The following is a 23,653-nucleotide window of genomic DNA, read 5'->3' as shown; positions in this document are numbered from 1 at the left end:
GGGTCAGGCCCGTTTTCGACTGGCCGGCTTGGCGGGCGTCTTGGCGGGTGCTTTCTTCGCGGCCGGTTTCGAGCCGGATGCAGCCGTGCCGGAGCCGACCGATTTCTTGAGCGCCGCCATCAGGTCGATCACATTGCTGCCGCGCGCGACCGTGCCCTCCTCTTCCTCCTCGATGATCCGGCGGCCCTTCGACTTCTTCTTCTTTTCGATCAAGCGCTCCAGCGCATCCACATAGCGGTCGTGGAAGCTGTCGGGCTTGAAGGGCGCGGTCTTCTTCTCGATCAGCGTCTCCGCCAGGTCGAGCAGTTCCGCATCGGGCTTCGCATCCTCTATGTCCCGGAAATAGCTTTGGGCGCGGTTCACCTCATCGGCGTAGCGCAGCGTTTCCAGCACCATGCCCCGGCCGCAGGGCTTCAGCGACACGACATATTCCCGGCCCCGCATGGCGAGTTGGCCCAGGCCGACCTTCCTCGTCCGCCTCAGCGCCTCCCGCAGGACGATAAAGGCCTCCTCCGCCAGATCGTCGGCGGGCACGACATAATAGGGTCGCTCATAATAAAGGACATCGATCTCGCTGGCGTCGACGAACTGGGTGAGTTCGAGCGTCTTCTTGCTTTCCAGCTTCACCGCCTCGATCTCGTCGGGCTGGAGCAGCACATAGTCGCCCTTGGACAGTTCATAGCCCTTGACGATGTCCTCAGGATCGACCGGACCGATGCCGGGGACGGTCTTTTCATAACGGACGCGCTTCCCGCTGGGCTGGTGGATCTGGTGAAAGGCGATCTGCGCGCCTGACTTGGTGGCGGCATAGATTTCCACCGGAATGGATACCAGCGCCAGACGAATCTGCCCCTGCCAATATGCGCGAGCGGCCATGAGCGTGCAGCCTCCTTTTCCAGGAGGAAATGCGCGGATGAAGGGGCAGTTCCCGCTTTACCGTCGCAGCACCCTTGACTTCCGTCGCCAGTCGTGTTGGTAGCGCTATCAATAACGTATGTTCTTAGGAGTCGATGATGCCGGGGGTCTCCACTTTGCTCGATTGCCTTCCCGCCGACTGGCGGTCCGGCCTGTTCATGGGCCGCGTGGAAACGGCGGAAGGCCCCAGTCCCATATTGGTGGAGGGCGGCATCGCCTACGACATGAGCCGCGTTGCGCCCACCGCCGCGCAACTGGTGGAGATGCTGCCCACGGCCAAAGCGGCCGACGGCGCGGCGCTCGGCGCGCTGGACGCGCTGGACCTGCCGCTGCTGAGCCCGGTCGACCTGCAATGCGTCAAGGCCTGCGGCGTGACCTTCGCCTTGTCCGCCATCGAGCGCGTGATCGAGGAGCGGGCGCGCGGCGACGCAGGCGCGGCGGCGGACATCCGGTCGCGACTGGAGGAGAGGGTCGGCGGGTCCATCCGGGCGGTAGTGCCGGGTTCGACCGAAGCCGCGGCGCTCAAGCAGGCGCTGATCGAAGATGGTCTCTGGTCGCAATATCTGGAGGTCGCCATCGGCCCCGACGCCGAGGTGTTCACCAAGGCGCCCGTGCTGTCCACGGTAGGCGCCGGCGCGGAAATCGGCATCCGTTCCGATTCGAACTGGAACAATCCGGAGCCGGAGATCGTGCTGATCGTCGGCGCGAACGGACAGGCCATCGGCGCGACGCTGGGCAATGACGTCAATCTGCGCGATTTCGAAGGGCGTTCCGCGCTGCTGCTGGGCAAGGCGAAGGACAATAACGCCTCCTGCTCGCTGGGGCCGCTGGTCCGGCTGTTCGACAATGATTTCACCATCGACGACGTGCGCGATGCCGTGGTGGAACTGACCATCGACGGGCCGGAAGGATACAGGCTGGAGGGCACCAGCAGCATGAACCAGATCAGCCGCGATCCGCTGGAACTGGCGCGCCAGACACTGTCGGAACATCAATATCCCGACGGGTTCGCCCTGTTCCTGGGCACGCTGTTCGCGCCGGTGCAGGATCGCGACGAGCCGGGGCATGGCTTTACCCACAAGGTGGGCGACAGCGTCGCCATCTCCACCCCGCGCCTGGGGAGGCTGGTGAACCGGGTGGTGACGTCGAAGGATGCCGAACCCTGGAGTTTCGGGCTTTCGGCGCTGATGGCGAACCTCGCCAAGCGGGGTCTGCTCGCATGAACAGCGCCGTCTATCCGAGCCTGAAGGGCAAGCGCGTCTTCATCAGCGGCGGCGGCAGCGGGATCGGCGAAGGCCTGGTCGAAGCCTTTGCCGCGCAAGGCGCCAGGGTCGCCTTTTGCGACATCGCGCAAGAGGAGAGCGAGGCGGTCGCGGAGCGGCTGAAGGGCGCGGATTTCCCGCCGATCTTCCACCCCTGCGACCTTCGGGACATCGAAGCCGTGCAGGCGATGATCGCCACGGTGGAGGAACAGCTTGGCGGCGTCGACATATTGATCAACAATGCGGCCAATGACGACCGTCACGGCATCGAGGAAGTCACGCCCGCTTATTGGGACGAGCGGATGGCGGTGAACCTGCGCCACCTGTTCTTCGCGGCGCAGGCCGTGGTCCCGGCGATGAAGCGCGCCGGCGGGGGCGTGATCCTGAACTTCGGATCGATCAGTTGGCACCTCGCCCTGCCCGACCTGGTGCTGTACCAGACCGCCAAGGCCGGGATAGAGGGCCTGACGCGCAGCCTGGCCCGCGACCTGGGCCGCGACAATATCCGCGTCAACACCATCATCCCCGGCAATGTGAAGACGCCGCGCCAGATGAAATGGTACACGCCGGAGGGCGAGGCGGAGATCGTCGCCGCGCAATGCCTGAACGGGCGGATCATGCCGGCGGACGTGGCGGCGCTGGCCATGTTCCTGGCGTCCGACGATGCGCGCATGTGCACCGGGCATGATTATTTCATCGACGCGGGCTGGCGCTGACGCCATGGCGCCCGTTCCGGAAAGCGTGCTGAGCGTCGGCGCAACCCTGGGCGAAGGCCCCGTCTGGGTGGCGCGCGATGCCGCGCTGTGGTTCGTCGACATCAAGCAGAAGCGCATCTATCGCTTCGATCCCCATCTAGGCGTGGCGCGCAGTTGGGATGCGCCGGCCCAGGTCGGCTGGATAGTGCCGACGCGGGACGGGCTGTTCGCGGTGGGCCTGCAGTCCGGCGTGCACCGTTTCGATCCGGATGCCGCCAGCTTCGCCTTGCTGCATGCGCCGGAGGCCGACCGGCCCGGCAACCGGCTGAACGACGCCACCGTCGATCCGGCAGGCGCCCTGTGGTTCGGGTCGATGGACGATGGGGAGGCGGCCGATAGCGGGCGTTTCTACCGGCTGCACCAGGACCGGCTGACCGAAAGCGGCCTGCCCCCCATTGCCATCACCAACGGTCCTGCCCTTTCGCCCGACGGCACGCTGCTCTATCACACCGACACGCTCGGCAAGCGGATCTGGCGGACGCGGATCGCCGCCGACGGCACGCTTCACGATACGGCGCTGTTCGTGGAGATAGAGGACGGCGCAGGCTATCCCGACGGGCCGACCGTCGATGCGGAAGGTTGCCTTTGGACCGGGCTGTTCGCCGGCTGGGCCGCGCGGCGCTACGATCCCGCGGGCAGGCTGATGACGGAGGTCCGCTTTCCCGTCGCCAACATCACCAAGATCGCCTTTGGCGGGCCAGACCTGTCGGTCGCCTATGCCACCACGGCGCGCAAGGGCTTGACGAGCGACCAGCTTGTCGCGCAGCCCTGCGCCGGCGATCTTTTCGCTTTCGATCCCGGCGTGCGCGGGCAAACATCCTATATTGCAGCCATTTAGAATAAAATCGGAGGAGCAGGAATGACCGAAGGGAGTGCCGAGAAGGTCAATATGGCCTTCATCGCCGCCATCGTCGCCGTGGCGACCATCGGCGGTTTCATGTTCGGTTATGACAGCGGCGTCATCAACGGCACGCAGAAGGGGCTGGAAAGCGCCTTCGACCTGGGCAAGCTGGGCATCGGCGTCAATGTCGGCGCCATTTTGGTTGGCTCCTCCATCGGCGCGTTCCTGGCCGGGCGCATGGCCGACCTGATCGGACGGCGCGGGGTGATGATGCTGTCGGCCGTGCTGTTCCTCGCCAGCGCGATATTGGCGGGAGCGGCGGGATCGTCCGCCATCTTCATCGTCGCGCGCATCATCGGCGGCCTGGGCGTGGGCGCGGCGAGCGTGATCTCCCCGGTCTATATTTCCGAAGTCACTCCGGCGGCGGTGCGCGGCCGGCTGTCCAGCGTGCAGCAGGTGATGATCATATCCGGCCTGACCGGCGCGTTCGTCGCCAATTTCGTGCTGGCGCGCTATGCCGGCGGATCGACGGCGGAGCTGTGGCTGGGCTTTCCGGCCTGGCGCTGGATGTTCTGGCTTCAGGCGATTCCGGCCGCGATCTACTTCCTGGCGCTGCTCGTCATCCCGGAAAGCCCCCGCTATCTGGTGGCGCGCGGGCAGGAGGAGCGCGCCCATGCCGTGCTCACCCGCCTGTTCGGCGCGGAGACCGCATCGCGCAAGGTGGTGGAAATCCGCAACAGCCTGGCCGCCGATCATCACCGGCCCAAGCTCGGCGACCTGATCGACAAGGCCAGCGGCAAGATCCGCCCCATCGTCTGGACCGGCATCGGCCTGGCCGTGTTCCAGCAGCTCGTCGGCATCAACGTCGTCTTCTATTATGGCGCGACGCTCTGGGAAGCGGTCGGCTTTTCGGAGGATTATGCGCTCCAGACCAACATCCTGTCGGGCGTGCTGTCCATCGGCGCCTGCCTTGCCACCATCGCGCTGGTCGACAGGGTGGGGCGCAAGCCGTTGCTGCTGATGGGATCGGCGGGCATGGCGGTGACGCTGGCGACCGTCGCCTATGCCTTTTCGACAGCGGTCACGGCGCCCGGCGGCGCGGTGTCGCTGCCCGGCAATAACGGCGTGATCGCGCTGGTCGCCGCCAATCTCTACGTGATCTTCTTCAACATGAGCTGGGGCCCGATCATGTGGGTCATGCTGGGCGAGATGTTCCCCAACCAGATCCGGGGATCGGGCCTTGCGGTCTCCGGCTTCGCGCAGTGGATCGCCAATGCGCTGATCTCCGTCAGCTTCCCGGCACTGGCGGTGTCGCCAGGCCTGGCGATCACCTATACCGGCTATGCCTTCTTCGCGGCCGTCTCCTTCTTCTTCGTCCGCGCCCTGGTGCATGAGACGAAGGGCCGAGAGCTTGAGGACATGGTCGGCTGAACGGCCTCATCGCCTTGAAGGCGGGCGCGGTGGAAGCCGCGCTCGCCCCTGCCGTCGGCGGATCGCTGGCGGCGCTGCGCTTCGCGGGGACGGAGATATTGCGCACCGCTCCTGCAAGCAGCGCAGATCCGTTGCAGATGGCCAGCTTTCCGCTGGTGCCCTATGCGAACCGCATCGCCCATGGCCGCTTCCGCTTCGCCGGTCGCGACGTGCGGCTGCCGCTCAATTTCGGGGATCATCCGCACAGCATCCACGGCATCGGCTGGACATCCGCATGGCATGTCGAGGCCGTCGCGCAGGACAGCGCGCACCTGACCCATCGATATGACGGCGATGGCGGCTGGCCCTGGGCCTATGAGGCGCAGCAGCATTTCACGCTGTTCGACGATACCATCGAAATGAGGCTGACGCTGCGCAACATCGGCGATGAAGCCATGCCGGCGGGCCTGGGATTTCACCCCTATTTCCAGGCGGACGAAGACAGCTCGCTCCAGTTCCAGGCCGACCGGCTGTGGCTTGCCGCGGCCGACCTGCTGCCCGTGCGGGAAGTTGCGGCGGATGCGCTGGGCGACTGGTCGGCGGGCGCGCCGGTGCGGGGCGACGGGCTGATCGACAATGTCTATGGCGGCTGGAACGGCAGCGCCATCATCCGGCGGGGCGACGGGACGCGGATCGAGCTGAGCGCATCGGGCGCGTCATGGTTCCACGTCTATCGGCCGCCCCTTTCCCGCGATTTCTGCCTGGAGCCGGTCAGCCACATGCCCGATGCCGTCAATCGTCCGGAGGGCATGGAAAGCATGGAACCCGGCGCGGAAAAGACGCTTTCCCTGCGCATCGCCTTCACTCCTGCCGACGAGGCGCTTCCGCAGCGCGACAAAATCGCCTAAGCTGCCCGTTCAGCAGCTATAGGAGCGTTGATGCAATTTCTGCGGACTGCCTTCTGGGTCGTCGTCGCCGTCGCCCTCGCGCTATTCTGCGTCGCCAATTACACGCGCGTGGAAGTGAACCTCTGGGGCGACCTGGTCATGGAAACGAAGCTGCCGGTCCTGCTGATCGGCGCCTATTTGCTGGGCGCGCTGCCCTTCTGGATCATGGCGCGGGCCACGCGCTGGCGGATGAAGCGCAAGCTGGAGAGCACCGAACGCGCCCTGGTCGCGGCAACCGCCGCTCCCTCTTCCGCCCCTTCATTCCCCGCCGCCGCCGACAGTCCGGCAGCGGCCCCTACCCTTTCCACCACAGGACCAGCATGACCAGCCCCATCTACGTCGCCATCGATACGCCCGACCTGCGCAAGGCCCAGGACCTTGCACAGCAGGTGCGCCATCATGTGGGCGGGCTGAAACTGGGCCTCGAATTCTTCTGCGCCCATGGCCATCACGGCGTGCATGAGATGATGAAATTCGACCTGCCCATCTTCCTCGACCTGAAGCTGCACGACATTCCCAACACGGTCGCCAAGGCGGTGCAGGCGCTGCATATGTTGGAACCCGCGATCCTGACCGTCCATGCCGCCGGCGGGCGCGCCATGCTGGAGGATGCGAAAGCGGCCGCCGGGATCAAGACCAGGGTGGTCGCCGTGACGGTGCTGACCAGCCTGGACGATGGCGACCTGCTGGACATCGGCGTTGGCGGCAAGGCGGAGGATCAGGTGGCGCGGTTGGCCGACCTGGCGCGCAGCGCCGGGCTGGACGGGATCGTCTGTTCCGGCGAAGAGGTCGCGCTGGCGAAGAAGGCCTGGCCGGACGGCTTCTTCGTGGTGCCGGGCGTGCGGCCGGCGGGCGGCGCGATGGGCGACCAGAAGCGCGCGGTGACGCCGCGCGAGGCGCTGGACCGGGGCGCTTCCATCCTGGTTGTCGGCCGGCCGATCAGCCTGGCGGACAATCCCGACCTGGCGGCGCGGGAGATCGAGGCGACGCTGTAGGCGAAGCTTGTTGAACGGAGTGAAGCCAGGCAGCGTGGGCAAATTCTGTGCTTGCCGGCTGGTCGATTTGGGTGGGAAGCGGACGCTCCCCCTTTCGTCACCCCGGGCTTGACCCGGGGTCCCGCTGCCTTAGTCGAGGCGCTGCTTTACAAGAAAAGCGGGACCCCGGATCAAGTCCGGGGTGACGGTGGGGGTAATGACCGCAACTGGCCATTTCCCACCATTCCGCATTGTCCGCCTTCCGTAGGCGGAATTGGGAGAGGGGATAAGACACCGCCTTTCCCCTATCCCAACGTCCATCAGAAGCGCCAACCCAGGCTTGCGACGATCTGGTGCCGGTCGGTGTCGATGCCGAATTCGTCGGTCGTGGTGCCGTCGGCGAAATCGATATGCGCATCCTCATATTTGGAATAGCGATATTCGAGCTTGGCGAAGGTGTTGGCGTTGATGGCCCGCTCCACGCCCGCGCCGATGCGCCAGCCGTCCAGCTTGAAATTGGTGTCGGTTTCCACATTGGTGTTGCCGGCCAGCACATCCAGCTTCGTGTTGGTGTAGCCGCCCTTCACATAGACCAGCGTGTTCGGGCTGGCCAGGATGCCCGCCCGCGCGCCGACATAGAGGTCGCGGCCCTGCTTGACGCGGCCGAAGCCGAACTGGTCGGTGGGATCGGATCGACCGCTTTTCGCGGTGGAGTCGGTAAATTCGCCCTCGACGCCGACGACCGCGCTGCCAAGGTTCACGTCATAACCAGCGCCCACGCCGTAGAGCAGGCCATCGATCGACTGGTCGTCCCGGTCATTGTCATTGTCTACGCTGCTGCCGGCGCCCGTATGGTCATAGCCCAGAATCGCCTCGACGCGAGGGCCGGTGAAGGTGGGATTGACGTCCTGCGCCAGAGCGGGGCTTGAGACCGCTGCGCCGGTCAGGAGGGTTGCGGCCAGGATCTTGTGCATATTCGGGTACTCCACTTTATCTTCTCATCCCCTTTCAGCCGGGGAGACGATGAAGTCGCGGAAGTCCCACGAGGTTGCATGAACCGGAGATAAACGACTGAATTCGTGTCATTTATGCCACAGAAGCGGCTCGGTTCATCGGCTTTGCGAGGCGTGCGGGCGACGAGTCGATCAGCATTCGACGACATTGACGGCTAGGCCGCCGAGGCTTGTTTCCTTGTAGCGGCTGGCCATGTCCTCGCCGGTCTGGCGCATCGTTTCTATGACCGCGTCCAGGCTGACGATATGGCGGCCGTCGCCCTGCAGCGCGAGATAGGCCGCGTTGATCGCCTTCACCGCGCCCATGGTGTTGCGCTCTATGCAGGGGATCTGCACCAGCCCCCCAATGGGGTCGCAGGTGAGGCCCAGATTATGCTCCATGCCGATCTCCGCGGCATTTTCCACCTGTTGGTTGGTGCCGCCCAGCACCGCGGCGAGGCCAGCCGCTGCCATGGAACAGGCGACGCCCACCTCCCCCTGGCAACCCATTTCGGCGGCGGAGATGGAGGCACGCTTCTTGTAGAGGAAACCCATGGCGGCGGCGGTCAGCAGGAAGCGGCGCTCCCCATCCCGGTCCGCGCCGGGGACGAAGCGGCGATAATAATGCAGCACGGCGGGGATGACGCCCGCCGCCCCGTTGGTCGGCGCGGTGACGACGCGGCCGCCGGCGGCATTTTCCTCATTCACCGCCAGCGCGAAGAGGCTGACCCATTCGAAGATCTGCGCCGGGCCGAGGGCATTTTGCTGCAGGAGCAGCCGGTTATGGATGGCGCGGGCGCGGCGGCGGACCTTGAGGCCGCCGGGCAGCAGCCCCTCCCCCTTGATGCCGCGATCGATGGAGGCGCTCATCGCGTCGATCACGCTGTCCAGGAAAGCCTCGGTTTCCTGAGGCGCGCGCCAGGCCCCTTCGTTGCGCAGCACCAGCGTGGCGATGCTGAGGCCGGTGCTCTCCCCCAGCGCCAGCATTTCCGCGCCGGAGGAGAAGGGATAGGGCTGGACGACATTATGGCCGAGCTGCGCGTCGGCGGCGATCGCCTCCGCGCCCGGCAGGACAGCGCCGCCGCCGACCGAATAATAGTCGCGGACCAGCGGCTCCTCCTGCCCGTCGACCCAGGCGGAAAAGCGCATGCCGTTGCTGTGCGCCTCCAGAAACTCTCCCGTGCGGAAGAGGAGGTCGGCGGTTTCGTCGAAGGGGACGAAGCGGCCCGCCGCGCTGCCGGCGCGGATGCGCCGCTCGCCCCGGATGGCGGCAAGGATGTCGGCAATGGCGTCGGGATCGACGCTTTCGGGACGGTATCCGGAAAGGCCGAGCAATATGGCCGTGTCGGTCGCGTGCCCCTTTCCGGTGAGGGCGAGCGACCCGTAGAGTTCGCATTGCACGCGGGCCGGTAAGGCGGGCAGCGAATCCATGAACATCAGCGCGGCGCGCATCGGCCCGACCGTGTGCGAACTGGACGGCCCGATGCCGATGGTGAACAAGTCCATGACGCTGATCGCGGCGGCTGCGTCGATGCGGGATCTGGGCATGGTCAATAATCCTTGGAGACGCGGACATTGGCGCTTTCGCGGCCAAGGGTGGATATGGCGCCGAGCAGCGAGAGCCAGCGCGTGACCTGATATTCGATGCGGGTCGCGGAATAGCCCTGACCGTCGGTGATCAGTTCCACATAGGTCTTGCGGGTCAGATATTTGCCCGCCGCGATGGAGGTGCCCTGCCCCTGCGTCGGATCGGCGGCGATGATGCGCAGCCGGTCCAGCCCCGCCGCCTTGCGCACGGCGTTGATCGGGTCGAGGCCGCCCTGCCCCTGAAGCGAACCCACGGCCGAGGCGAGTTGCAGCGCTTCGGGCGCGGACAGGTTGGTGATCGACGTGCCGAAGAGGATGCGGGACAGCAGTTCATCCTGCGGCAAGGCGGGCACGCTCGTAAAGTTGATCGCGGGCTTGAGGCCGGTGCCGCCGACATGGATGGTGGCGGTGAGGTCGCTGACATTGGCCTCCGCATCGATGTCGAGCGTCGGGTTGACGGGGGTGCGGCCGTCGAACTGGATCTTGCCTTCCTTGAGGTCGAAGCGGCGGCCGGCAAAATCATAGGTGCCGCGGACAAGATCGGCGGTGCCGGCGATGGCCGGGCTGGCGACGGTGCCGCCAATGTCCAGATTGGCGCGCCATTCGCTCTCCAGGCCAAGGCCCGTGACGGTCAGGCGGTTGCGGGCGCGCGCCTTGATCGCGAGATCCCACGGAATGCTGGTGCGGGGCCGCTCCATCTCATCGCCGCGACGGTTGATCTCTATGACGCGCAGTTCAGGGATCTGCGCCACGGCGGCGGCGCGCCCCATGGTGAAGCGGCTGCGGTTGAGGATCAGGTCGCCCCCAATGGTGCCGCCCTTGCCGGTGGACCCGATGGTGATCGGGCCGGTGACGGTGGCGGCGATGTCGTCCCGTTCGAGGAGCGCGGCATTTTCCGCCTGGAGGCGCAGGTCCATGCCGACGCCCGCAAGCCCCATAAAGGTGAAGCTGCCGGTGCCGGTGACGCTGCCGCCATTTTGCGCGGTAGCGGCGAAATCCGTCATGACCAGTTGCGCGCCGGAAAAGCGGCCCCGCGCCCTGACGCCGTGCAGGCGCATGCCGGTGACGGGGCTGTTGATCGCGGCATTGCCGGTCGCCAGCGATCCGGTGATGACGGGATTGCCCAGCGTGCCCCGCGCATCGGCGGTGACGCCGACCGGGCCGGATATGTCGACGATCTCCACGCCCGTCAGGCGCCAGAGCGTGTCGGCGGTGCCGTTGTAGCGAAGCTGCGCGAACAGGGGCGCGCGGTTGAGCCGATCCACCAGGCTGCCTTCGACGCCCAAAGGAGTGAGCAATGCCTGTGCGCGACCGATGGTCTGGCCGTCCGCGACGAAGATCATGCGGGTGGCCAGCCGGTCATGGGTCAGGACCGCGTTCACGCCCGCATCGACCGGGCGGGAGCTGAGGGACAGGCCGGATCGGGACAGGCCGCGCACGCGCAGGTCCGCCCTGCCGGTGGGCATGCCGCCGCGAGTGTGGACATAGCTGAGCGAGCCGGTCGCCGTGCCGCCCAGGCCCAGATCGTCATAGGCGACGTCCAGCAGCGAAAGCGGCAGCCTTTGCAGCCGCGCCTCCATGCTGGTGGTCTGGCCGCTGAGTTCCCCGCCGAGCTGGAGCGAGCCGCCCGCAAAGCCGACCGATGCGGGATCGAGCCGCCAGCCGTCCTGCGTGCGGGTGAATATGGCGGGGCGATTGAGCTTGATCGGCCGCTTGTCGACAGTGCCGCCGGCCTGAAGCTGGATGCGACCGGGCGTGACCTGCGCCTCGCCGCTGAGGTCGAAGAGGCGGCCGCGCTGGCCGGAAAGGCTGGCCGTCACCTTGCCGCTGCCGTCAACCAGATCGGCAGTGGCGGCAAGGCGCCCGATCTGGATCGCGCCGACGCGCAGGCCCCGCGCCTGCGCCGTGGCGCCGATCGTCGTGCCGGAAGGGTCGAGCAGGATCGTCGCGTCCAGCTTGCCCCGGCGCACCGCGATGCTGGTCGGGCCGTCGAAACTGGCGTCGGTGGCGGCGAGGGCGAGCTTCAACTGCTGCACGCCGTTTACCGGGGCGAAGGCGACGGTGCCGGTCACCGGGCCGCCGACGTTCAGCACGCCGTCCAGGCCGCCGGTCACCGGGCGCAGGTCGCCGCTGGCGCTGACGCCCGATGCGGTGACGCGGGCGATGCGGACGATGGCCTGCCCCCCCGGCGGCAGCAGGATCACGCCGTTTCCGGTGAAGGGACCGAGGGCCGATCCCCCCTCAGCCGTGAAACCATAGCCTGCCGCATCGGGAACCAGATGGGCGTGCAGGTCGGTGACGCCCAGCGCCTTCAACGGACTTTGCAGCACGACATCGACGGTAGGGCGGTCGATCCTGCCGTCCAGCGTCAGGCGCAGCGGACCATAGCTTCCGTGCTGGCCGTTGCCTTCGAAATGGAACGTGCCGTCGTGCCGACGATAGCCCTTGGCCAAGAGCGTCAGCAGCGGCGCCTGGAGGCGGAGGTCAGTGAACCGAAGCTGCCCGTCCGGTCCAAGGGACAGGCCGCTGCGCAACACCGGCAGGCCGCCGCCCAGCGAACGCAGGAAGCCGTTGTCCAGCCGCCGCATCCGCGCCATCGCATTGCCGCTCAGGGTGAAGGCGCCCCCCGCGCCGGGCACGGCGCGCAGCTTCGACGTCAGGTCGACGATGCCCAGGCCGCGAATGGCCAGGCCGCTGATCTGGCCGTCCAGGCCGATGTCGTAGCGGCCGGATTTCAGGTCCGCGAGGAAAAGCAGCCTGCCGCGCAGCTTGTCGGACCGCACCGTCATCGGATTGCTGACGATCTGCTGGTTCCTGAGCTGCAACACGCCGTCCAGGTCGAAATTGCGGATGATGCCCTCGACCAGCGGACCTTGGCCGTCCAGGCGCCGGGCGCGCAGATGGACGGGGATCAGCGCAGGGCCGCCTTTCGCCCGGCGCCCCTTGCCGTCGGCGCGGACATCGTGGATCACCGTCTTGCCGAAGGCGAGTTGCCTGGCGGTGAGCAGATATTCATAGCCGAAACCGGAGAGCGGGCCGTCCAGCCGGACTCGCGCCGCGACGTCCCGGCCGCCCATCGATTTGAGCAAAGCCTGCGGGCGCGCCAGCTTCACATCGACCAGCAGATTGTCGAACGCATTGTTGCGCAGGTCGATGGCGCCGTCCGCGTCGAGATCGATGGCGGCGGAACGGAGCGAGAGCTTGCCGTCGATCACCCGGTCGACCATCGATCCGCTCGCCTGCATGGCCAGGCGCGGCGCGGAGAGGCGCTGGACAAGGCCTTGCCCGGCCATGGCGCGCCCCTCGATGGTGCCGGTCGCGGCATAGGCGCCGCTGCGGGCCGCCAGCTTCAGGTCAACGGCCGGCTCGCTGTCCAGCGTGGCGGCGAGGCGCCCGTCCCAGCGGGTCCAGCTTCCCCGCCCCTGGATGCGCAGATTGGCATCCTGCCTGAGCCCGGCCATGATCGCCAGCACGCCGCCCCTGGGCGCATTGACCGTGACGTCCAGGTCGAACCTGTCGTCGTCGGGTCGGCTGTCGAGCGCGATGTTGAGCGCGTCCTCCCCATTCAGCACGCGGGCGGACAGGTCGATAATGGCGCGGCCGCCGCGAATATCCGCGTCGCCGGAAAGCGTCGCCTGTTGGATTTTCCCGGTGACGCGCCGGTCGATGGTGAGGCGGCCGACCGAAAATTGCATCAACCGGATGTCGAAGCCGGGCAGGATCGGCCCCTCGCGCTCGCTGGGGTTGAGCCTGGGCAGCTTGTGCAGGGTCGCCCGCGGAATGACGAGCCGGTCGATGTCGAGCCGGTTGGAAAGCCAGGCGAAGGGCCACCAGTCCAGTTCCACCCGCGGCGCGTCCAGGAACGCGCCCTTGGGATCGGACAGGGTCAGGCCGTGAAGGACCGCCTTTCGGTAGATGCTGCCGTCGATCCGGTCGACATGGATGCGCAGGCCCGAAGGCGGACTGATCTTCGCGATGCGGGCGACGAGGAAGCGATGGCCGGGCGCGGTGTCGAGCCAGGCCAGCGTGCCCGCGACGATCAGCAGCAGCATCGCGATCACGCCCGCAACCCAGCGCTGCCAGCGGCCGTCCCAGGCGCGGCGGCGGCGCGGCGCGGGCGTCTCCACGGCCATCAGAAGGCCTGCCCCAGCGAGACATAGACCGCGACCTTGGGATCGTCCGACTGCGGATTGAGCGGCGTGCCGACATCGATGCGGATCGGGCCGAAGCTGCTGTAATAGCGCACCCCCAGCCCCGCGCCGATGCGCAGGTCGCGAAAGCGCGGCAGGAAGCTGGTCGAGATATTGCCGGCATCGACAAAGGGCACGACGCCGAAATCGCCGAATCGGATGCGCGATTCCAGCGAGAATTCCGCCAGGCTCTTGCCGCCGACCGGATCGTCGCCGGGGCCGTAGCGTGGGCCGATCGCCTGATAGCCATAGCCGCGCACCGACGCGCCGCCGCCAGCATAGAAGCGCCGCGATGGCGCGATCCGGTCCACCGTGGACCCCAGGATCGTACCAAAACGGGCGCGGGCGGCGAGCACGATGCGGTCGTTCATCGGCCGGTAGACGCTGCCGTCGAGCTGCACGCGGGCATAGCCGAAGGTGCTGTTCTGGAAGGACAGTTCGGGACTGACGCGGCCGCCCAGGCGAAAACCCCGACTGGGATTCAGCAGGTCGTCGCTGCCGTCATAGGTGAGGCTCAAGGGGATGGCGCCGATCAGGAAGGTGCGGCGGTTGCCGTTGCTGAACGCATCCGCTTCGTCCGACGCGATCAGTTCGCCGCCGATGCGCCAGACCCATTTCTTCTGGAACAATATGTTGGTCTGCCGCTCCAACGCGCCCGACAGGGTGATGGTGCGCGCGTCATAGGCATCGCGCTTGATGTTGCTGACGGAAAGCAGGCCCGTCAGCACATTGTCGCGGCGGCGGAAATTGTTGCGGCGATAGGTGAAGGATGCCGTCTGCTCCTGCGTGCCGATCACGCCGCGCAGGGTCACCGCGCCTTCGGGCGGGAAGAAGTTGCGGTGCGTCCAGCTCACCTCCGCGCGATAACCCTCCCCCGTGCCGTAACCCAGTTCCCCGGCGATGGTGCGCAGCGGCGCCGGACGGGCGTCTATGGCCAGGTCGACATGCTCGCCGTCCCCGGCGTCCCTGGGCGTCATGGTCAAGGAAGAAACGAGTCCGGTGGCCACCAGCGCCTGCCGCAGATCCTCGACGTCCGACGCCATATAGGTGTCGCCGGGGCGGAAGCGGGCGATGCGCTGGACATGGCGGGCGCTGAACAGCGCGTCATTGGCCATGACGATCCTGCCGAAGGTGCGGTAGGCGCCCGGATTGACGACGATGTCCAGATCGCCCTTGCGTTCCTCATGATCGATGCGGACTTCCGGTTCCTCGACCTTGCCGAAGGGAAATCCGTTTTCGAGCAGCGCGACGGCCAGGGATTGCTGCCCGGCCAGGATGGCGTCGGCGTCGACCGGATCGCCTGGCCCGGAGGGAAAGGCGGCGCGCAATTTCGCCTCGCGCTCGCCAGTGCTTTCCAGGCCCTTCAGTTCGACGGACGACAGCAGATAGCGAGCGCCCGGCACGATCCGGAAGGTGACCGCCAGCCTGTCGCTGCCCGCCGGCGGCGGCGCCGCCGCGCCGCGGATGCGCGCCGCATAATAGCCCTTGGCGCGCAACAGGCGGTCGAGCAGGTCGCTATCCTCCTTGATCCGGCGGTTGATCTGGGCAAGGTTGGCAGGCTTCCCCTCCCCCTGGCGCAGCACCGACAATTCGTTGAAGCGGCTTGTGAACCGGGCGTCGGCAATCTCCTCCACGCCATCCAGCGCGACGGTGTAGCGGCGTTCCTCACCCGTGTCCGCGCCCGTCTGGGTATAGGTGGGGGTCTCCTCGGCCGGTTCCTCCATGGCTTCGGTGGCGACCGCCTGCTGCGGCGCATCGGAGGGCTGGGGCGGCAGTTCGACCATCGGCGTGACGATGTCGGGCTGCCCCATGTCGGGCCAGTCGACGCCGATGTCCGGCATGGGGGCTAGGTCGGGATCGGGCTGATCGGGAACCGGCCGCGCGCCCGGCTGCGGCTCCGCCTGCGCATGAGCGGCGGGCGCGAGCAGAAGCAGCGGCACGAGCAGAGCAGCTTGCGGCAGGCCTGAAATGCGGCGGCAGGTCCGCAAACCGATGTTCATATCGCTGATCTAGACCAGATATCGGGCAGATGGCCAGCCCCCAAGATCACGGCGGGACAGGCTGTGCGGCGATTCCGGCTGGAGCGTGGGCGAGGACAGGAAACGAACGTCGCCTGGGCGCTCAAAGGCCGCGACTGGCCCATTACGGCGCATCAGAAGGCGGCGTTGAGGCGATCCATCAGGGCGCGGGCGGGATTGGGTTCGGCCTGCGCACGCGGGCGCGCCATGCGATCCTGAAGGCGGGCGACGCGTTCGTAAAGATCCTGGCTGCCGTCTATCAGGGCGCGGGCGGCGAAGGGGAAGCCGCCGACCACCGAGGGATCGGTGGTCGCGGCGTGGCCGAGGCGATATTTCTCGTCCAGCATCTCGGCATCGCTGAGTTCCCCGCGCTGCCAGGCCCGCTGGCTGAGCAACCAGGCGATGATGTGCATGAGGCGGGTCGTCACCTTGAGCGATTCGCAGGCGAAGGCGACGCGACGGACCGGATCGTCGACATCCGCGTCGCCCCCGTCGCGAAGGTCGAAATAGGCGCGCGCTTCGTCCGCCATGACCATGGCTTCGACATAGAGACCGTCGACCAGGCGGCGATGCAGGCCCTGGTCAAGAGAAGCGGCGAGTTTCATGGCGGATATGTGCCATAGAGCGGACGCCTTGTCAGTCCCGATGCGGCCCCGTTAACCCCGAATTGTCTCATTGAGGATCAGTCGGGATCGCATCGGCCATAATCCGCCCCGCCATTCAGGCGATGATGTCGGGGACGAGCTGGTCCTCCAGCAGCGCCATTTCGTCGCGCAGGCGCAATTTCCGCTTCTTGAGGCGCGCGACCTGCATCTGGTCGCCCGAACCGGAGTCGACCAGGGCGCCAATGGCGCTGTCCAGGTCGCGATGCTCGATTCGCAGCAATTCCAGCCGACGCATGATGTCTTCGCGGCTCACCCTACACCTACTTTCGCACCGATTGCCGTCCCATCGCCCCTTGATAGCCCGGCAGGCCGGCACGAACCATCGCAAATTTCAAGGCGGCCCGTCGCAAAGCGCGAATCGCCCGAAGACTCGGCCGGCGAATCGTGATCTACTCGTTCATCCATTGCCCTCGTAAGGAGAATGTCATGGAAAACAGCCACATTTCAGCTCTTTCAGCCAAGCATGCCGGGCTTGAGGCGCGAATCAAGGCGGAGACGAGTCGTCCCATGCCCGACGCGATCCTGGTGGCATCGCTCAAGAAGCAGAAGCTGCGGCTGAAGGAGGAAATGGAGGCGCAACACTGACAGCGGTGACGCCTGTGCGAAAGGCATGGATCGGCGGTCCCTTGCCGCCGATCCTGCCCTTTTCCAAAGGTGAGGGATGATTGAAAGGCTCCGGGGCCAGACGGCCTGCGGGGCTTTTTTTTTCGAAGGTCGGGCCGAACTGCTTTGGTACGGATTTTGGGGAAGGCGGACGTGCCCCCTATTCGTCACCCCGGGCTTGACCCGGGGTCCCGCTTTTCTTGTAAACAGCACCCAGCCCAAGGCAGCGGAACCCCGGATCAAGCCTGTCCTGAGCTTGTCGAAGGGTCCGGAGTCACGGGCCAATTCTTGCCAAAGTCACATAAAACCGCTCAGCGAATGAACCGTCGCTGGCGCAGATAATCGGGCACCGTGCGTTGCCCTTCCGGCCTGGAGACCGGCCGACGGGCCAGTTGCGGATCGATCTGCTCGTCAAAGGCGATGCCGATCCGGTCTTCGCGCGACCAGATGACGGAACCGTTGACCTGCCCGATGCCGCGCAGGTCGAAACGGATGCGCAGGCCGGTTGGTATGGCGCGCTCGCAATCGGCCATCAGGCCGGTCGCGGAAAGATTGCGGACCCGCGCGCGGCCGAGCGGAGCGCCGTCCGCCGAACTCAGATTGGTGAGCAGGAAAAGGCTGTCGCGCGGGCCGGAACGCGCCGGGCCGCGGCCACCATCATCCTGATTGCTATCCATCGACAACGCCCTGCAAGATCACTGGAATTCCCGGCGACCCTGCCATGGCGGCATGGACAAAAGGTTAATCGTCGCGAGAGACCTTTTCCTGCCGCTCGTGCCGTTCCTGCGCCTCGACCGTCATGGTCGCGATCGGCCGGGCCTCCAGGCGGCCCAGCGAGATCGGTTCGCCGGTCACTTCGCAATAGCCATATTCGCCCTCGTCGATGCGGCGTAGCGCGGCGTCGATCTTGGAGATGAGCTTGCGCTGGCGGTCGCGGGTGCGCAGTTCGATCGACCAGTCGGTCTCGCTGGATGCGCGGTCGTTGAGGTCGGGCTCCCGGAGCGGTTCGTTCTGCAGGACGGCCAATGTCCCTTCCGCTTCGGCCAGTATCTGCTTCTTCCAGTCCCACAGGCGCTGCCGGAAATATTCCAACTGGAGCGGGTTCATGAACTCTTCGTCTGCGGAAGGACGATAGTCGGGTGGGAGTATTACAGCCGATTTCGGCGGATTTTGGCCGTCTTTATCGGAATTCAGGACCGATGCCATCTGGCTCTCCGACTCGCGGGATCCCCGATGCTGAAAGTGCCGGGGTATCCGTGACTTGTGGTTGACGGCGCCTAATAGCCAGCGCCACGGCCTGAGACAAGCGGGCAATCGGTCTTGCGGCGCGCCGACCGCGCATCGCGGCGCGTTTTATCCCCGGAAAGTTCGCGATTCCCAAGCACTAGGCGATGATAAAAGAAAATAGACGGGGCGTATCGACCAAGCGGCCGGCCGTCGTCTCACAATGGGACGTTAACCATATATGCTCATATTTTATTAGTTTTTTCCTCGACTTGACCCCGATATTCAGAGTTAACGCCATTGAAGTTAACGTTTTGTTTTGCGTTGTTGGCAACAGGGAACGACCCCGCTTCCGTTATTGCGCGACGCAGTGACGAGAGCGCCGGGCCGAAGACAAACAAGAGTGGAACCTATGTCGGTACGGATGGCATTGGCTAAATTATGCGCTTGCGCCGCCGGCGGCGCGATCATCGGCGGCGGCGCGGTTCACGTCGCCGAAAGCGCGCGTCCGGCAGGGGTCCAGAGCACGAAAAGCGTCAAGGCGGCGCCGCGCAAGCATTATGCCGTTCGCAAGGTGCAGCGCGTGGTGAAGACGGTGTCCTGCGCGCCGCAGACGGTGACGGTGACCACCCAGGCCGCGCCCATCCCCCTGCCCGCGCCCGTCGCGGCGGCGGAAATGCCGGTCATGTCCGGCGGCGGTGGCGGCGGCGCGCCGGTCGTGCTGGCGGGCGGTCCCGGCTTTGGCGGCGGCGGGTTCTTCGGCGGCTTCTTCGGCGGCAGCGGCGGCGGTTCGGGCGGATCGGTGGTGATCTCCTCCACCAGCAGCTCGACCGGCGGCATCACCAGTTCGACCAGCTCGACCACCGGCGGCGTTTCCACCTCGACCGGCGGCGTCTCGACATCGACGGGCGGCGTGTCGACGTCCACGGGCGGGGTCTCCACCTCTTCGGGCAATGTGTCGACGTCGTCCGGCAACGTGTCGACCTCGTCGGGAAATGTGTCGACTTCGTCGGGCAACGTCTCCACCTCCAGCGGCAATGTGACCAGCAGTTCCTCGACATCCAGCTCGACGTCCAGTTCCTCTTCGACCAGTTCGTCGACCAGCAGCTCGACGTCGTCCTCCACCTCCTCTTCGACCTCCTCATCCTCCAGTTCGTCGGGCGGCGACCATCATCATCCGCCGCCGCCGACCGATGTGCCGGCGCCGCCGATGGTGCTGCTGTTCGGGGCGGGCGCTGCGGCCCTGCTGGCGCGCAAGCGGTTCGCCCGCGCCAAGGCGGGCGCCCAGGGTTAACCGCGGGGCGATCCGGCCGGCGATCCGGGGGGAGCGCCGGCCGGATCGGGTTTCAGCTCGTCGCGATGATCCGCTCGATTTCCGGCACGGGATGGTTCGACAGATCCTTGGCGATCTCGCCCACCAGCCGGTTCTGCACCTCCTTGTGATAATGTTTGCGCATCTCGCCCAGAGCGGTGGGCGGCGCGACGACGATCAGCTTCTCGAAATCATTGGCGAGCGCCCGGCGCTTGAGCAATTCTGCCGCCTCGGCGGCAAAGCGCGATTCCTCCAGATCGTGGAAATTGGTCTGCTCGACGGAGCCGCGATGGCTGGCGACCGAATTGGGTCCGCGGCCCGTGCCGTCGGATGCCTGTTCCCGGTCGGGGGGATTGTCCTGCTGCTTCACCTCTTCCGTTTCCAGGTTCGGGAAGTCCGGGCTGCCCTTGTTGCGAAAGAACAGCATCTTGCGCCCGTCGGCCACCAGCACCATCGCGCCATGGTCTATCTGCATCGTCCGGTTCCTCTCTCTTCAACGCCTGAGTCCATGACCAACGGACGGCGGTGAGCAGGGTTGCGCGGCTGGTCGCAGAACGGCATAGGGCTGACCCATGCACGACATTCGTTTCCTTCGCGAAAATCCCGCCGCTTTCGACGCTGGACTGGCGCGACGCGGCCTGGAACCGCTGAGCGCGGAACTGCTGGCGCTCGACGAGCGGAGCCGCGCAATCAAGACCGCATTGCAACAGGGCCAGGCGCGCCGCAATGAGGCGAGCAAGGCCATCGGCCAGGCCATGGCGCAGAAGGACATGGCGACGGCAGAGGCGTTGAAGGCTGAAGTCGCCGCGCTCAAGGAAAAACTGCCCGCTCTGGAGGCGGAGGATCGGGAAATCGGCGAGGCGCTGGCGGCGCGGCTGGCGGCGATCCCCAACCTGCCGGCGGACGACGTGCCGCCGGGGGAAGACGAGACCCAGAATGTCGAGGTGGCGCGGTGGGGCGAACCGCGCAGCTTCCCCTTCACGCCGCAGGACCATGCCGATTTCGGTCCGGCGCTGGGGCTGGATTTCGAGGGCGGCGCGGCGCTTTCCGGCGCGCGCTTCACTGCGCTGCGCGGACAGATGGCGCGGCTGCACCGGGCGCTGGCGCAGTTCATGCTGGACCGCCAGTCGCGCGAGAATGGCTATGAGGAGGTCAATCCGCCGCTGCTGGTGAAGGACGAGGCGCTGTTCGGCACCGGACAGTTGCCGAAATTCGCGGAGGATCTGTTCAGGACCACCGACGGGCGCTGGTTGATCCCGACGGCGGAGGTTTCCCTTACCAACCTCGTGCGCGAGCAGATCGTGCCGACAGAGAGCCTGCCGCTCCGGCTGACCGCGCTGACGCCCTGTTTCCGGTCGGAGGCGGGTTCGGCCGGGCGCGACACGCGCGGCTTCATCCGTCAGCATCAGTTCGAGAAGGTCGAACTGGTCGCGATCTGCAAGCCGGAGGAATCGGAGGCCGAACATGAGCGCATGTGCGCCGCGGCCGAGGGCGTGTTGCAGGCGCTGGGCCTGCCCTATCGCAAGATGCTGCTCTGCACCGGCGACATGGGTTTCGGGGCGCGCAAGACCTGGGATCTGGAGGTGTGGCTGCCCAGCCAGCAGACCTATCGCGAGATCAGTTCCGTCTCCAACTGCGGCGATTTCCAGGCGCGGCGGATGAACGCCCGCTACAAGCCGGAGGGGGAGAAGCAGACCCGCTTCCTCCATACGCTGAACGGGTCGGGGCTGGCCGTGGGGCGGACGCTGGTGGCGGTGCTGGAAAATTACCAGCAGGAGGACGGCAGCGTGATCGTGCCGGAGGTGCTGGCCCCCTATATGGGCGGCCTGACGCGATTGCGGCATTCGTAATTCGCCTGCCCCGTTCGTTTCGAGCGAAGTCGAGAAACGGGGTGAATGAGCTTCTCGACTTCGCTCGAAGCGAACGGATTTCAAGGACATGCGCATCCTGCTCACCAATGACGATGGAGTTCATGCTCCGGGCCTGACCGTGCTGGAGGAGATTGCGCGCACGCTGTCCGACGACATCTGGATCGTCGCGCCCAGCGAGGAGCAGTCCGGCGCCGGCCACAGCCTGACGCTGACGCGCCCCTTGCGCGTCCGCCAGCATGGCGAGAAACATTATAGCGTGACCGGCACGCCCACCGACGCGGTGATGATGGCGGTCGGCCATCTGATGAAGGATGCGAAGCCCGACCTGGTGCTGTCGGGCGTCAATCGCGGCGCCAACCTGGCGGAGGACGTGACCTATTCCGGCACGGTGTCCGCCGCGATGGAGGGCGCGATCTCCGGCATCAGGTCGATCGCGCTCAGCCAGGTCTATGCGCGGGAGGGGATGGGCGACGCCGTGCCCTTCGCTGCGGCGCGGGCCTGGGGCGAGCGGGTGTTGCGCCCGCTCATCGCCATGCCGGCCAGCCCCCGGAGGCTGTTCAACGTGAACTTTCCGGCGGTCGATGCCGAAGCCGTGAAGGGCATCCGCGTGGTGCGGCAGGGCTTTCACGATGTGGACCGGACCAAGATCATCCACGGCACCGATCCGCGCGGCTATGATTATTACTGGTTCGGCCTCGGCAAGAGCGACGCCGTGCCGGAGGGGAGCGACCTGGCCGCCATTGCCGAAGGCTATGTGACGGTGACGCCCCTGCACTACGACCTGACGCAGGACAGCGCGATGGCGGCGACGGCGCAGGCCTTCGGAGGACAGATGGGCTGACGGCGTGTTCCTGCGCAGGGACATGCGGCTTGCCCGTCGATCCGAACGCGATCTAGCCATGGCGGGACCAGGGGGCTAAAGACGTGGCGATGTCGTGGATGGTCCTTCTTCGCTTTCCTGCCCTTGCTGTTCCCGCGACGCTTCCGCTCGACATCATCGAAGAAAAGGCCCGATGAGGATCATGCCCGTCCGGCCGCCGTCCAGCGCGGCGGGGTTCCTGCGGCGGCGGTCTTCGCTGCCGATCTGGGCCGATCTCGGCTGGCGGGTGGCACTGGTCTTCGGCCTGATCGGGCTGGTGCTGCTGATCCACTGGGTCGGCCGGGATGGATTGAAGGACAATCTGGACAACCGGATCAGCTTCATCGACGTACTCTACTTCACCACGGTCACGGTGACGACGGTCGGCTATGGCGACATCGTGCCGGTCAGCCCGGAAGCCCGGCTGTTCGAGGCTTTGCTGGTGACGCCGATCCGCCTGTTCGTCTGGCTGATCTTCCTGGGCACGGCCTATAATCTCTTCTTCCGCAACATCCTCTACAGGTGGCGCATGGCTCGCATTCAGGCCGATCTGCACAATCACATCGTCGTCACCGGCTTTGGCACCAGCGGGGCCGAGGCGGTGCGGGAATTGCTGGCGCGGGGCGTCGACCCGCGGGAGATCGTGGTGGTCGATCCGGTCGAAAAGGCGCTGGCGGAGGCCGAAGCGCTGGGCTGCAACATATTATGCGGCGATTCGACGCGGGACCGGACGTTGAACGATGTGGCGATCCACCGGGCGCGGACGATGATCGTGTCGGCCGGGCGGGACGACACCTCCATCCTGATCACGCTGACGGCGCGGCACCTGGCCCCACGCCTGCCCATCAGCATCGTCGTGCGCAACGAGGACAACGAACTGCCCGCGCGGCAGGCCGGCGCGACCACGGTGATCAATCCGGTCAGCTTCGCCGGGCTGCTGCTGGCGGGCAGCACCAGCGGCCAGCATATCGCGGATTACATGTCGGACCTTGCCGCTTCGGGCGGTCAGGTGAAACTGAACGAACGCTTCGTGCTGCCGGAGGAAATCGGGCGGCCGCTGTCCGACATCCGGACGGGGCTGGGCGTGCGCATCCATCGTCAGGAACGCGCCATCGGTTTCTGGGAGGAGGAAGCGGCGAAGCTCCAGACCGGCGATCTCATCATAGAGATCGTCCGGGGCGATGCGGCCGGGCAAGCCCGCGCGCCGGCCTGATTCCGAGGGCTTTTG

Annotated in this window: 23 protein-coding genes; 12 read left to right on the top strand and 11 right to left on the bottom strand. The window is 66.4% G+C overall.

Annotation, left to right across the window (positions count from 1 at the left end; all coding sequences use genetic code 11):
• Positions 1-3: 3 nt before the first annotated feature.
• Positions 4-876: a Ku protein gene (locus Sj15T_RS02270; protein ID WP_013039696.1), complete on the bottom strand. Its 873-nt coding sequence runs from the start codon at positions 874-876 to the stop codon at positions 4-6.
• A 137-nt stretch (positions 877-1,013) separates the two neighbouring features.
• Between Sj15T_RS02270 and Sj15T_RS02265 the strand changes: the two genes are divergently transcribed.
• The 7 genes from Sj15T_RS02265 to pyrF are packed head-to-tail and all read left to right on the top strand — an operon-like array spanning position 1,014 to position 7,125.
• A complete protein-coding gene (locus Sj15T_RS02265; RefSeq protein WP_041386300.1) occupies positions 1,014-2,138 on the top strand; it encodes a fumarylacetoacetate hydrolase family protein in 1,125 nt (374 codons plus the stop codon).
• A complete protein-coding gene (locus Sj15T_RS02260; protein WP_013039694.1) occupies positions 2,135-2,893 on the top strand; it encodes an SDR family oxidoreductase in 759 nt (252 codons plus the stop codon). Before Sj15T_RS02265 ends, Sj15T_RS02260 begins: the two co-directional genes overlap by 4 nt.
• 4 nt (positions 2,894-2,897) lie before the next feature.
• Complete coding sequence (locus Sj15T_RS02255) at positions 2,898-3,770, top strand: SMP-30/gluconolactonase/LRE family protein (RefSeq protein ID WP_013039693.1); 873 nt, start codon at positions 2,898-2,900, stop codon at positions 3,768-3,770.
• Between the two features lie 21 nt (positions 3,771-3,791).
• Positions 3,792-5,204 (top strand): sugar porter family MFS transporter, encoded by a 1,413-nt coding sequence (locus Sj15T_RS02250; RefSeq protein ID WP_007683490.1) that lies wholly within the window; start codon positions 3,792-3,794, stop codon positions 5,202-5,204.
• A 14-nt stretch (positions 5,205-5,218) separates the two neighbouring features.
• A complete protein-coding gene (locus Sj15T_RS02245) occupies positions 5,219-6,091 on the top strand; it encodes an aldose 1-epimerase (RefSeq protein WP_013039692.1) in 873 nt (290 codons plus the stop codon).
• A gap of 30 nt (positions 6,092-6,121) precedes the next feature.
• Entirely contained in the window at positions 6,122-6,454 is a 333-nt protein-coding gene (locus tag Sj15T_RS02240; RefSeq protein WP_013039691.1) for a lipopolysaccharide assembly protein LapA domain-containing protein, read from the top strand.
• A complete protein-coding gene (pyrF, locus tag Sj15T_RS02235; protein ID WP_013039690.1) occupies positions 6,451-7,125 on the top strand; it encodes an orotidine-5'-phosphate decarboxylase in 675 nt (224 codons plus the stop codon). Before Sj15T_RS02240 ends, pyrF begins: the two co-directional genes overlap by 4 nt.
• A 299-nt stretch (positions 7,126-7,424) precedes the next feature.
• Here the strand turns inward: pyrF and Sj15T_RS02230 are convergent, their stop codons facing one another.
• The 6 genes from Sj15T_RS02230 to Sj15T_RS02205 all read right to left on the bottom strand — a co-directional run bounded on the left by Sj15T_RS02230 (position 7,425) and on the right by Sj15T_RS02205 (position 16,791).
• Positions 7,425-8,078 (bottom strand): porin family protein, encoded by a 654-nt coding sequence (locus tag Sj15T_RS02230; RefSeq protein WP_007683483.1) that lies wholly within the window; start codon positions 8,076-8,078, stop codon positions 7,425-7,427.
• Positions 8,079-8,249: 171 nt separating this feature from the next.
• The gene (locus Sj15T_RS02225) at positions 8,250-9,644 is read right to left on the bottom strand and encodes an L-serine ammonia-lyase (RefSeq protein WP_013039689.1); all 1,395 of its coding nucleotides are present in this window, start codon (positions 9,642-9,644) and stop codon (positions 8,250-8,252) included.
• A 2-nt stretch (positions 9,645-9,646) separates the two neighbouring features.
• Positions 9,647-13,816 carry a translocation/assembly module TamB domain-containing protein gene (locus tag Sj15T_RS02220; protein ID WP_013039688.1) on the bottom strand — a complete coding sequence of 1,390 codons (4,170 nt, stop codon included), beginning with the start codon at positions 13,814-13,816 and terminating at the stop codon, positions 9,647-9,649.
• Positions 13,816-15,873, bottom strand: coding sequence for a BamA/TamA family outer membrane protein (locus tag Sj15T_RS02215; protein WP_013039687.1), 2,058 nt, complete (start codon positions 15,871-15,873; stop codon positions 13,816-13,818). Before Sj15T_RS02215 ends, Sj15T_RS02220 begins: the two co-directional genes overlap by 1 nt.
• A gap of 152 nt (positions 15,874-16,025) precedes the next feature.
• Entirely contained in the window at positions 16,026-16,496 is a 471-nt protein-coding gene (locus tag Sj15T_RS02210; protein WP_013039686.1) for a DUF1465 family protein, read from the bottom strand.
• A gap of 115 nt (positions 16,497-16,611) precedes the next feature.
• Positions 16,612-16,791: a DUF465 domain-containing protein gene (locus Sj15T_RS02205; RefSeq protein WP_013039685.1), complete on the bottom strand. Its 180-nt coding sequence runs from the start codon at positions 16,789-16,791 to the stop codon at positions 16,612-16,614.
• A gap of 191 nt (positions 16,792-16,982) precedes the next feature.
• Here Sj15T_RS02205 and Sj15T_RS02200 point away from each other — a divergent pair, with 191 nt between their 5' ends.
• Complete coding sequence (locus tag Sj15T_RS02200; RefSeq protein ID WP_007684009.1) at positions 16,983-17,141, top strand: YdcH family protein; 159 nt, start codon at positions 16,983-16,985, stop codon at positions 17,139-17,141.
• Between the two features lie 329 nt (positions 17,142-17,470).
• Here Sj15T_RS02200 and Sj15T_RS02195 read toward each other — a convergent pair whose 3' ends face one another.
• The 3 genes from Sj15T_RS02195 to Sj15T_RS02185 form a co-directional block, all read right to left on the bottom strand.
• Positions 17,471-17,836: a PilZ domain-containing protein gene (locus tag Sj15T_RS02195; RefSeq protein WP_007684010.1), complete on the bottom strand. Its 366-nt coding sequence runs from the start codon at positions 17,834-17,836 to the stop codon at positions 17,471-17,473.
• Positions 17,837-17,900: 64 nt separating this feature from the next.
• On the bottom strand, positions 17,901-18,365 hold the full coding sequence (gene dksA, locus Sj15T_RS02190) for an RNA polymerase-binding protein DksA (RefSeq protein ID WP_013039684.1): 465 nt from the start codon (positions 18,363-18,365) through the stop codon (positions 17,901-17,903).
• Between the two features lie 576 nt (positions 18,366-18,941).
• The gene (locus tag Sj15T_RS02185; protein ID WP_013039683.1) at positions 18,942-19,508 is read right to left on the bottom strand and encodes a hypothetical protein; all 567 of its coding nucleotides are present in this window, start codon (positions 19,506-19,508) and stop codon (positions 18,942-18,944) included.
• A gap of 70 nt (positions 19,509-19,578) precedes the next feature.
• Between Sj15T_RS02185 and Sj15T_RS02180 the strand changes: the two genes are divergently transcribed.
• A complete protein-coding gene (locus Sj15T_RS02180; RefSeq protein ID WP_148225541.1) occupies positions 19,579-19,677 on the top strand; it encodes a PEP-CTERM sorting domain-containing protein in 99 nt (32 codons plus the stop codon).
• 52 nt (positions 19,678-19,729) lie between these two features.
• On the opposite strand, the gene Sj15T_RS02175 is transcribed toward Sj15T_RS02180, so the two are convergent.
• Positions 19,730-20,170 (bottom strand): host attachment family protein, encoded by a 441-nt coding sequence (locus Sj15T_RS02175; RefSeq protein WP_007684014.1) that lies wholly within the window; start codon positions 20,168-20,170, stop codon positions 19,730-19,732.
• 97 nt (positions 20,171-20,267) lie between these two features.
• Here Sj15T_RS02175 and serS point away from each other — a divergent pair, with 97 nt between their 5' ends.
• The 3 genes from serS (at position 20,268) to Sj15T_RS02160 (ending at position 23,638) form a co-directional block, all read left to right on the top strand.
• A complete protein-coding gene (gene serS, locus Sj15T_RS02170) occupies positions 20,268-21,545 on the top strand; it encodes a serine--tRNA ligase (protein WP_013039682.1) in 1,278 nt (425 codons plus the stop codon).
• An 88-nt stretch (positions 21,546-21,633) separates the two neighbouring features.
• Positions 21,634-22,407, top strand: a complete 774-nt coding sequence (gene surE / locus Sj15T_RS02165) for a 5'/3'-nucleotidase SurE (protein ID WP_013039681.1) — start codon at positions 21,634-21,636, stop codon at positions 22,405-22,407.
• Positions 22,408-22,588: 181 nt separating this feature from the next.
• On the top strand, positions 22,589-23,638 hold the full coding sequence (locus Sj15T_RS02160; RefSeq protein ID WP_174550406.1) for an NAD-binding protein: 1,050 nt from the start codon (positions 22,589-22,591) through the stop codon (positions 23,636-23,638).
• Positions 23,639-23,653 lie beyond the last annotated feature (15 nt).

This window comes from Sphingobium sp. TA15, assembly GCF_037101235.1.
Taxonomy (GTDB): Bacteria; Pseudomonadota; Alphaproteobacteria; order Sphingomonadales; family Sphingomonadaceae; genus Sphingobium; species Sphingobium indicum.
This window is presented reverse-complemented; position numbering and strand designations above follow the sequence as displayed.

Coding starts and splice junctions, on each gene's coding strand:
- Sj15T_RS02230 (WP_007683483.1), bottom strand. CDS start 8,078: ATGCACAAGATCCTGGCCGCAACCCTCCTGACCGGCGCAGCGGTCTCA.
- Sj15T_RS02220 (WP_013039688.1), bottom strand. CDS start 13,816: ATGGCCGTGGAGACGCCCGCGCCGCGCCGCCGCCGCGCCTGGGACGGC.
- Sj15T_RS02205 (WP_013039685.1), bottom strand. CDS start 16,791: ATGCGTCGGCTGGAATTGCTGCGAATCGAGCATCGCGACCTGGACAGC.
- Sj15T_RS02215 (WP_013039687.1), bottom strand. CDS start 15,873: ATGAACATCGGTTTGCGGACCTGCCGCCGCATTTCAGGCCTGCCGCAA.
- Sj15T_RS02210 (WP_013039686.1), bottom strand. CDS start 16,496: ATGAAACTCGCCGCTTCTCTTGACCAGGGCCTGCATCGCCGCCTGGTC.
- Sj15T_RS02200 (WP_007684009.1), top strand. CDS start 16,983: ATGGAAAACAGCCACATTTCAGCTCTTTCAGCCAAGCATGCCGGGCTT.
- Sj15T_RS02240 (WP_013039691.1), top strand. CDS start 6,122: ATGCAATTTCTGCGGACTGCCTTCTGGGTCGTCGTCGCCGTCGCCCTC.
- Sj15T_RS02255 (WP_013039693.1), top strand. CDS start 2,898: ATGGCGCCCGTTCCGGAAAGCGTGCTGAGCGTCGGCGCAACCCTGGGC.
- serS (WP_013039682.1), top strand. CDS start 20,268: ATGCACGACATTCGTTTCCTTCGCGAAAATCCCGCCGCTTTCGACGCT.
- pyrF (WP_013039690.1), top strand. CDS start 6,451: ATGACCAGCCCCATCTACGTCGCCATCGATACGCCCGACCTGCGCAAG.
- surE (WP_013039681.1), top strand. CDS start 21,634: ATGCGCATCCTGCTCACCAATGACGATGGAGTTCATGCTCCGGGCCTG.
- Sj15T_RS02160 (WP_174550406.1), top strand. CDS start 22,589: ATGCCCGTCCGGCCGCCGTCCAGCGCGGCGGGGTTCCTGCGGCGGCGG.
- Sj15T_RS02225 (WP_013039689.1), bottom strand. CDS start 9,644: ATGCCCAGATCCCGCATCGACGCAGCCGCCGCGATCAGCGTCATGGAC.
- Sj15T_RS02260 (WP_013039694.1), top strand. CDS start 2,135: ATGAACAGCGCCGTCTATCCGAGCCTGAAGGGCAAGCGCGTCTTCATC.
- Sj15T_RS02250 (WP_007683490.1), top strand. CDS start 3,792: ATGACCGAAGGGAGTGCCGAGAAGGTCAATATGGCCTTCATCGCCGCC.
- Sj15T_RS02265 (WP_041386300.1), top strand. CDS start 1,014: ATGCCGGGGGTCTCCACTTTGCTCGATTGCCTTCCCGCCGACTGGCGG.
- Sj15T_RS02175 (WP_007684014.1), bottom strand. CDS start 20,170: ATGCAGATAGACCATGGCGCGATGGTGCTGGTGGCCGACGGGCGCAAG.
- dksA (WP_013039684.1), bottom strand. CDS start 18,365: ATGGCATCGGTCCTGAATTCCGATAAAGACGGCCAAAATCCGCCGAAA.
- Sj15T_RS02270 (WP_013039696.1), bottom strand. CDS start 876: ATGGCCGCTCGCGCATATTGGCAGGGGCAGATTCGTCTGGCGCTGGTA.
- Sj15T_RS02195 (WP_007684010.1), bottom strand. CDS start 17,836: ATGGATAGCAATCAGGATGATGGTGGCCGCGGCCCGGCGCGTTCCGGC.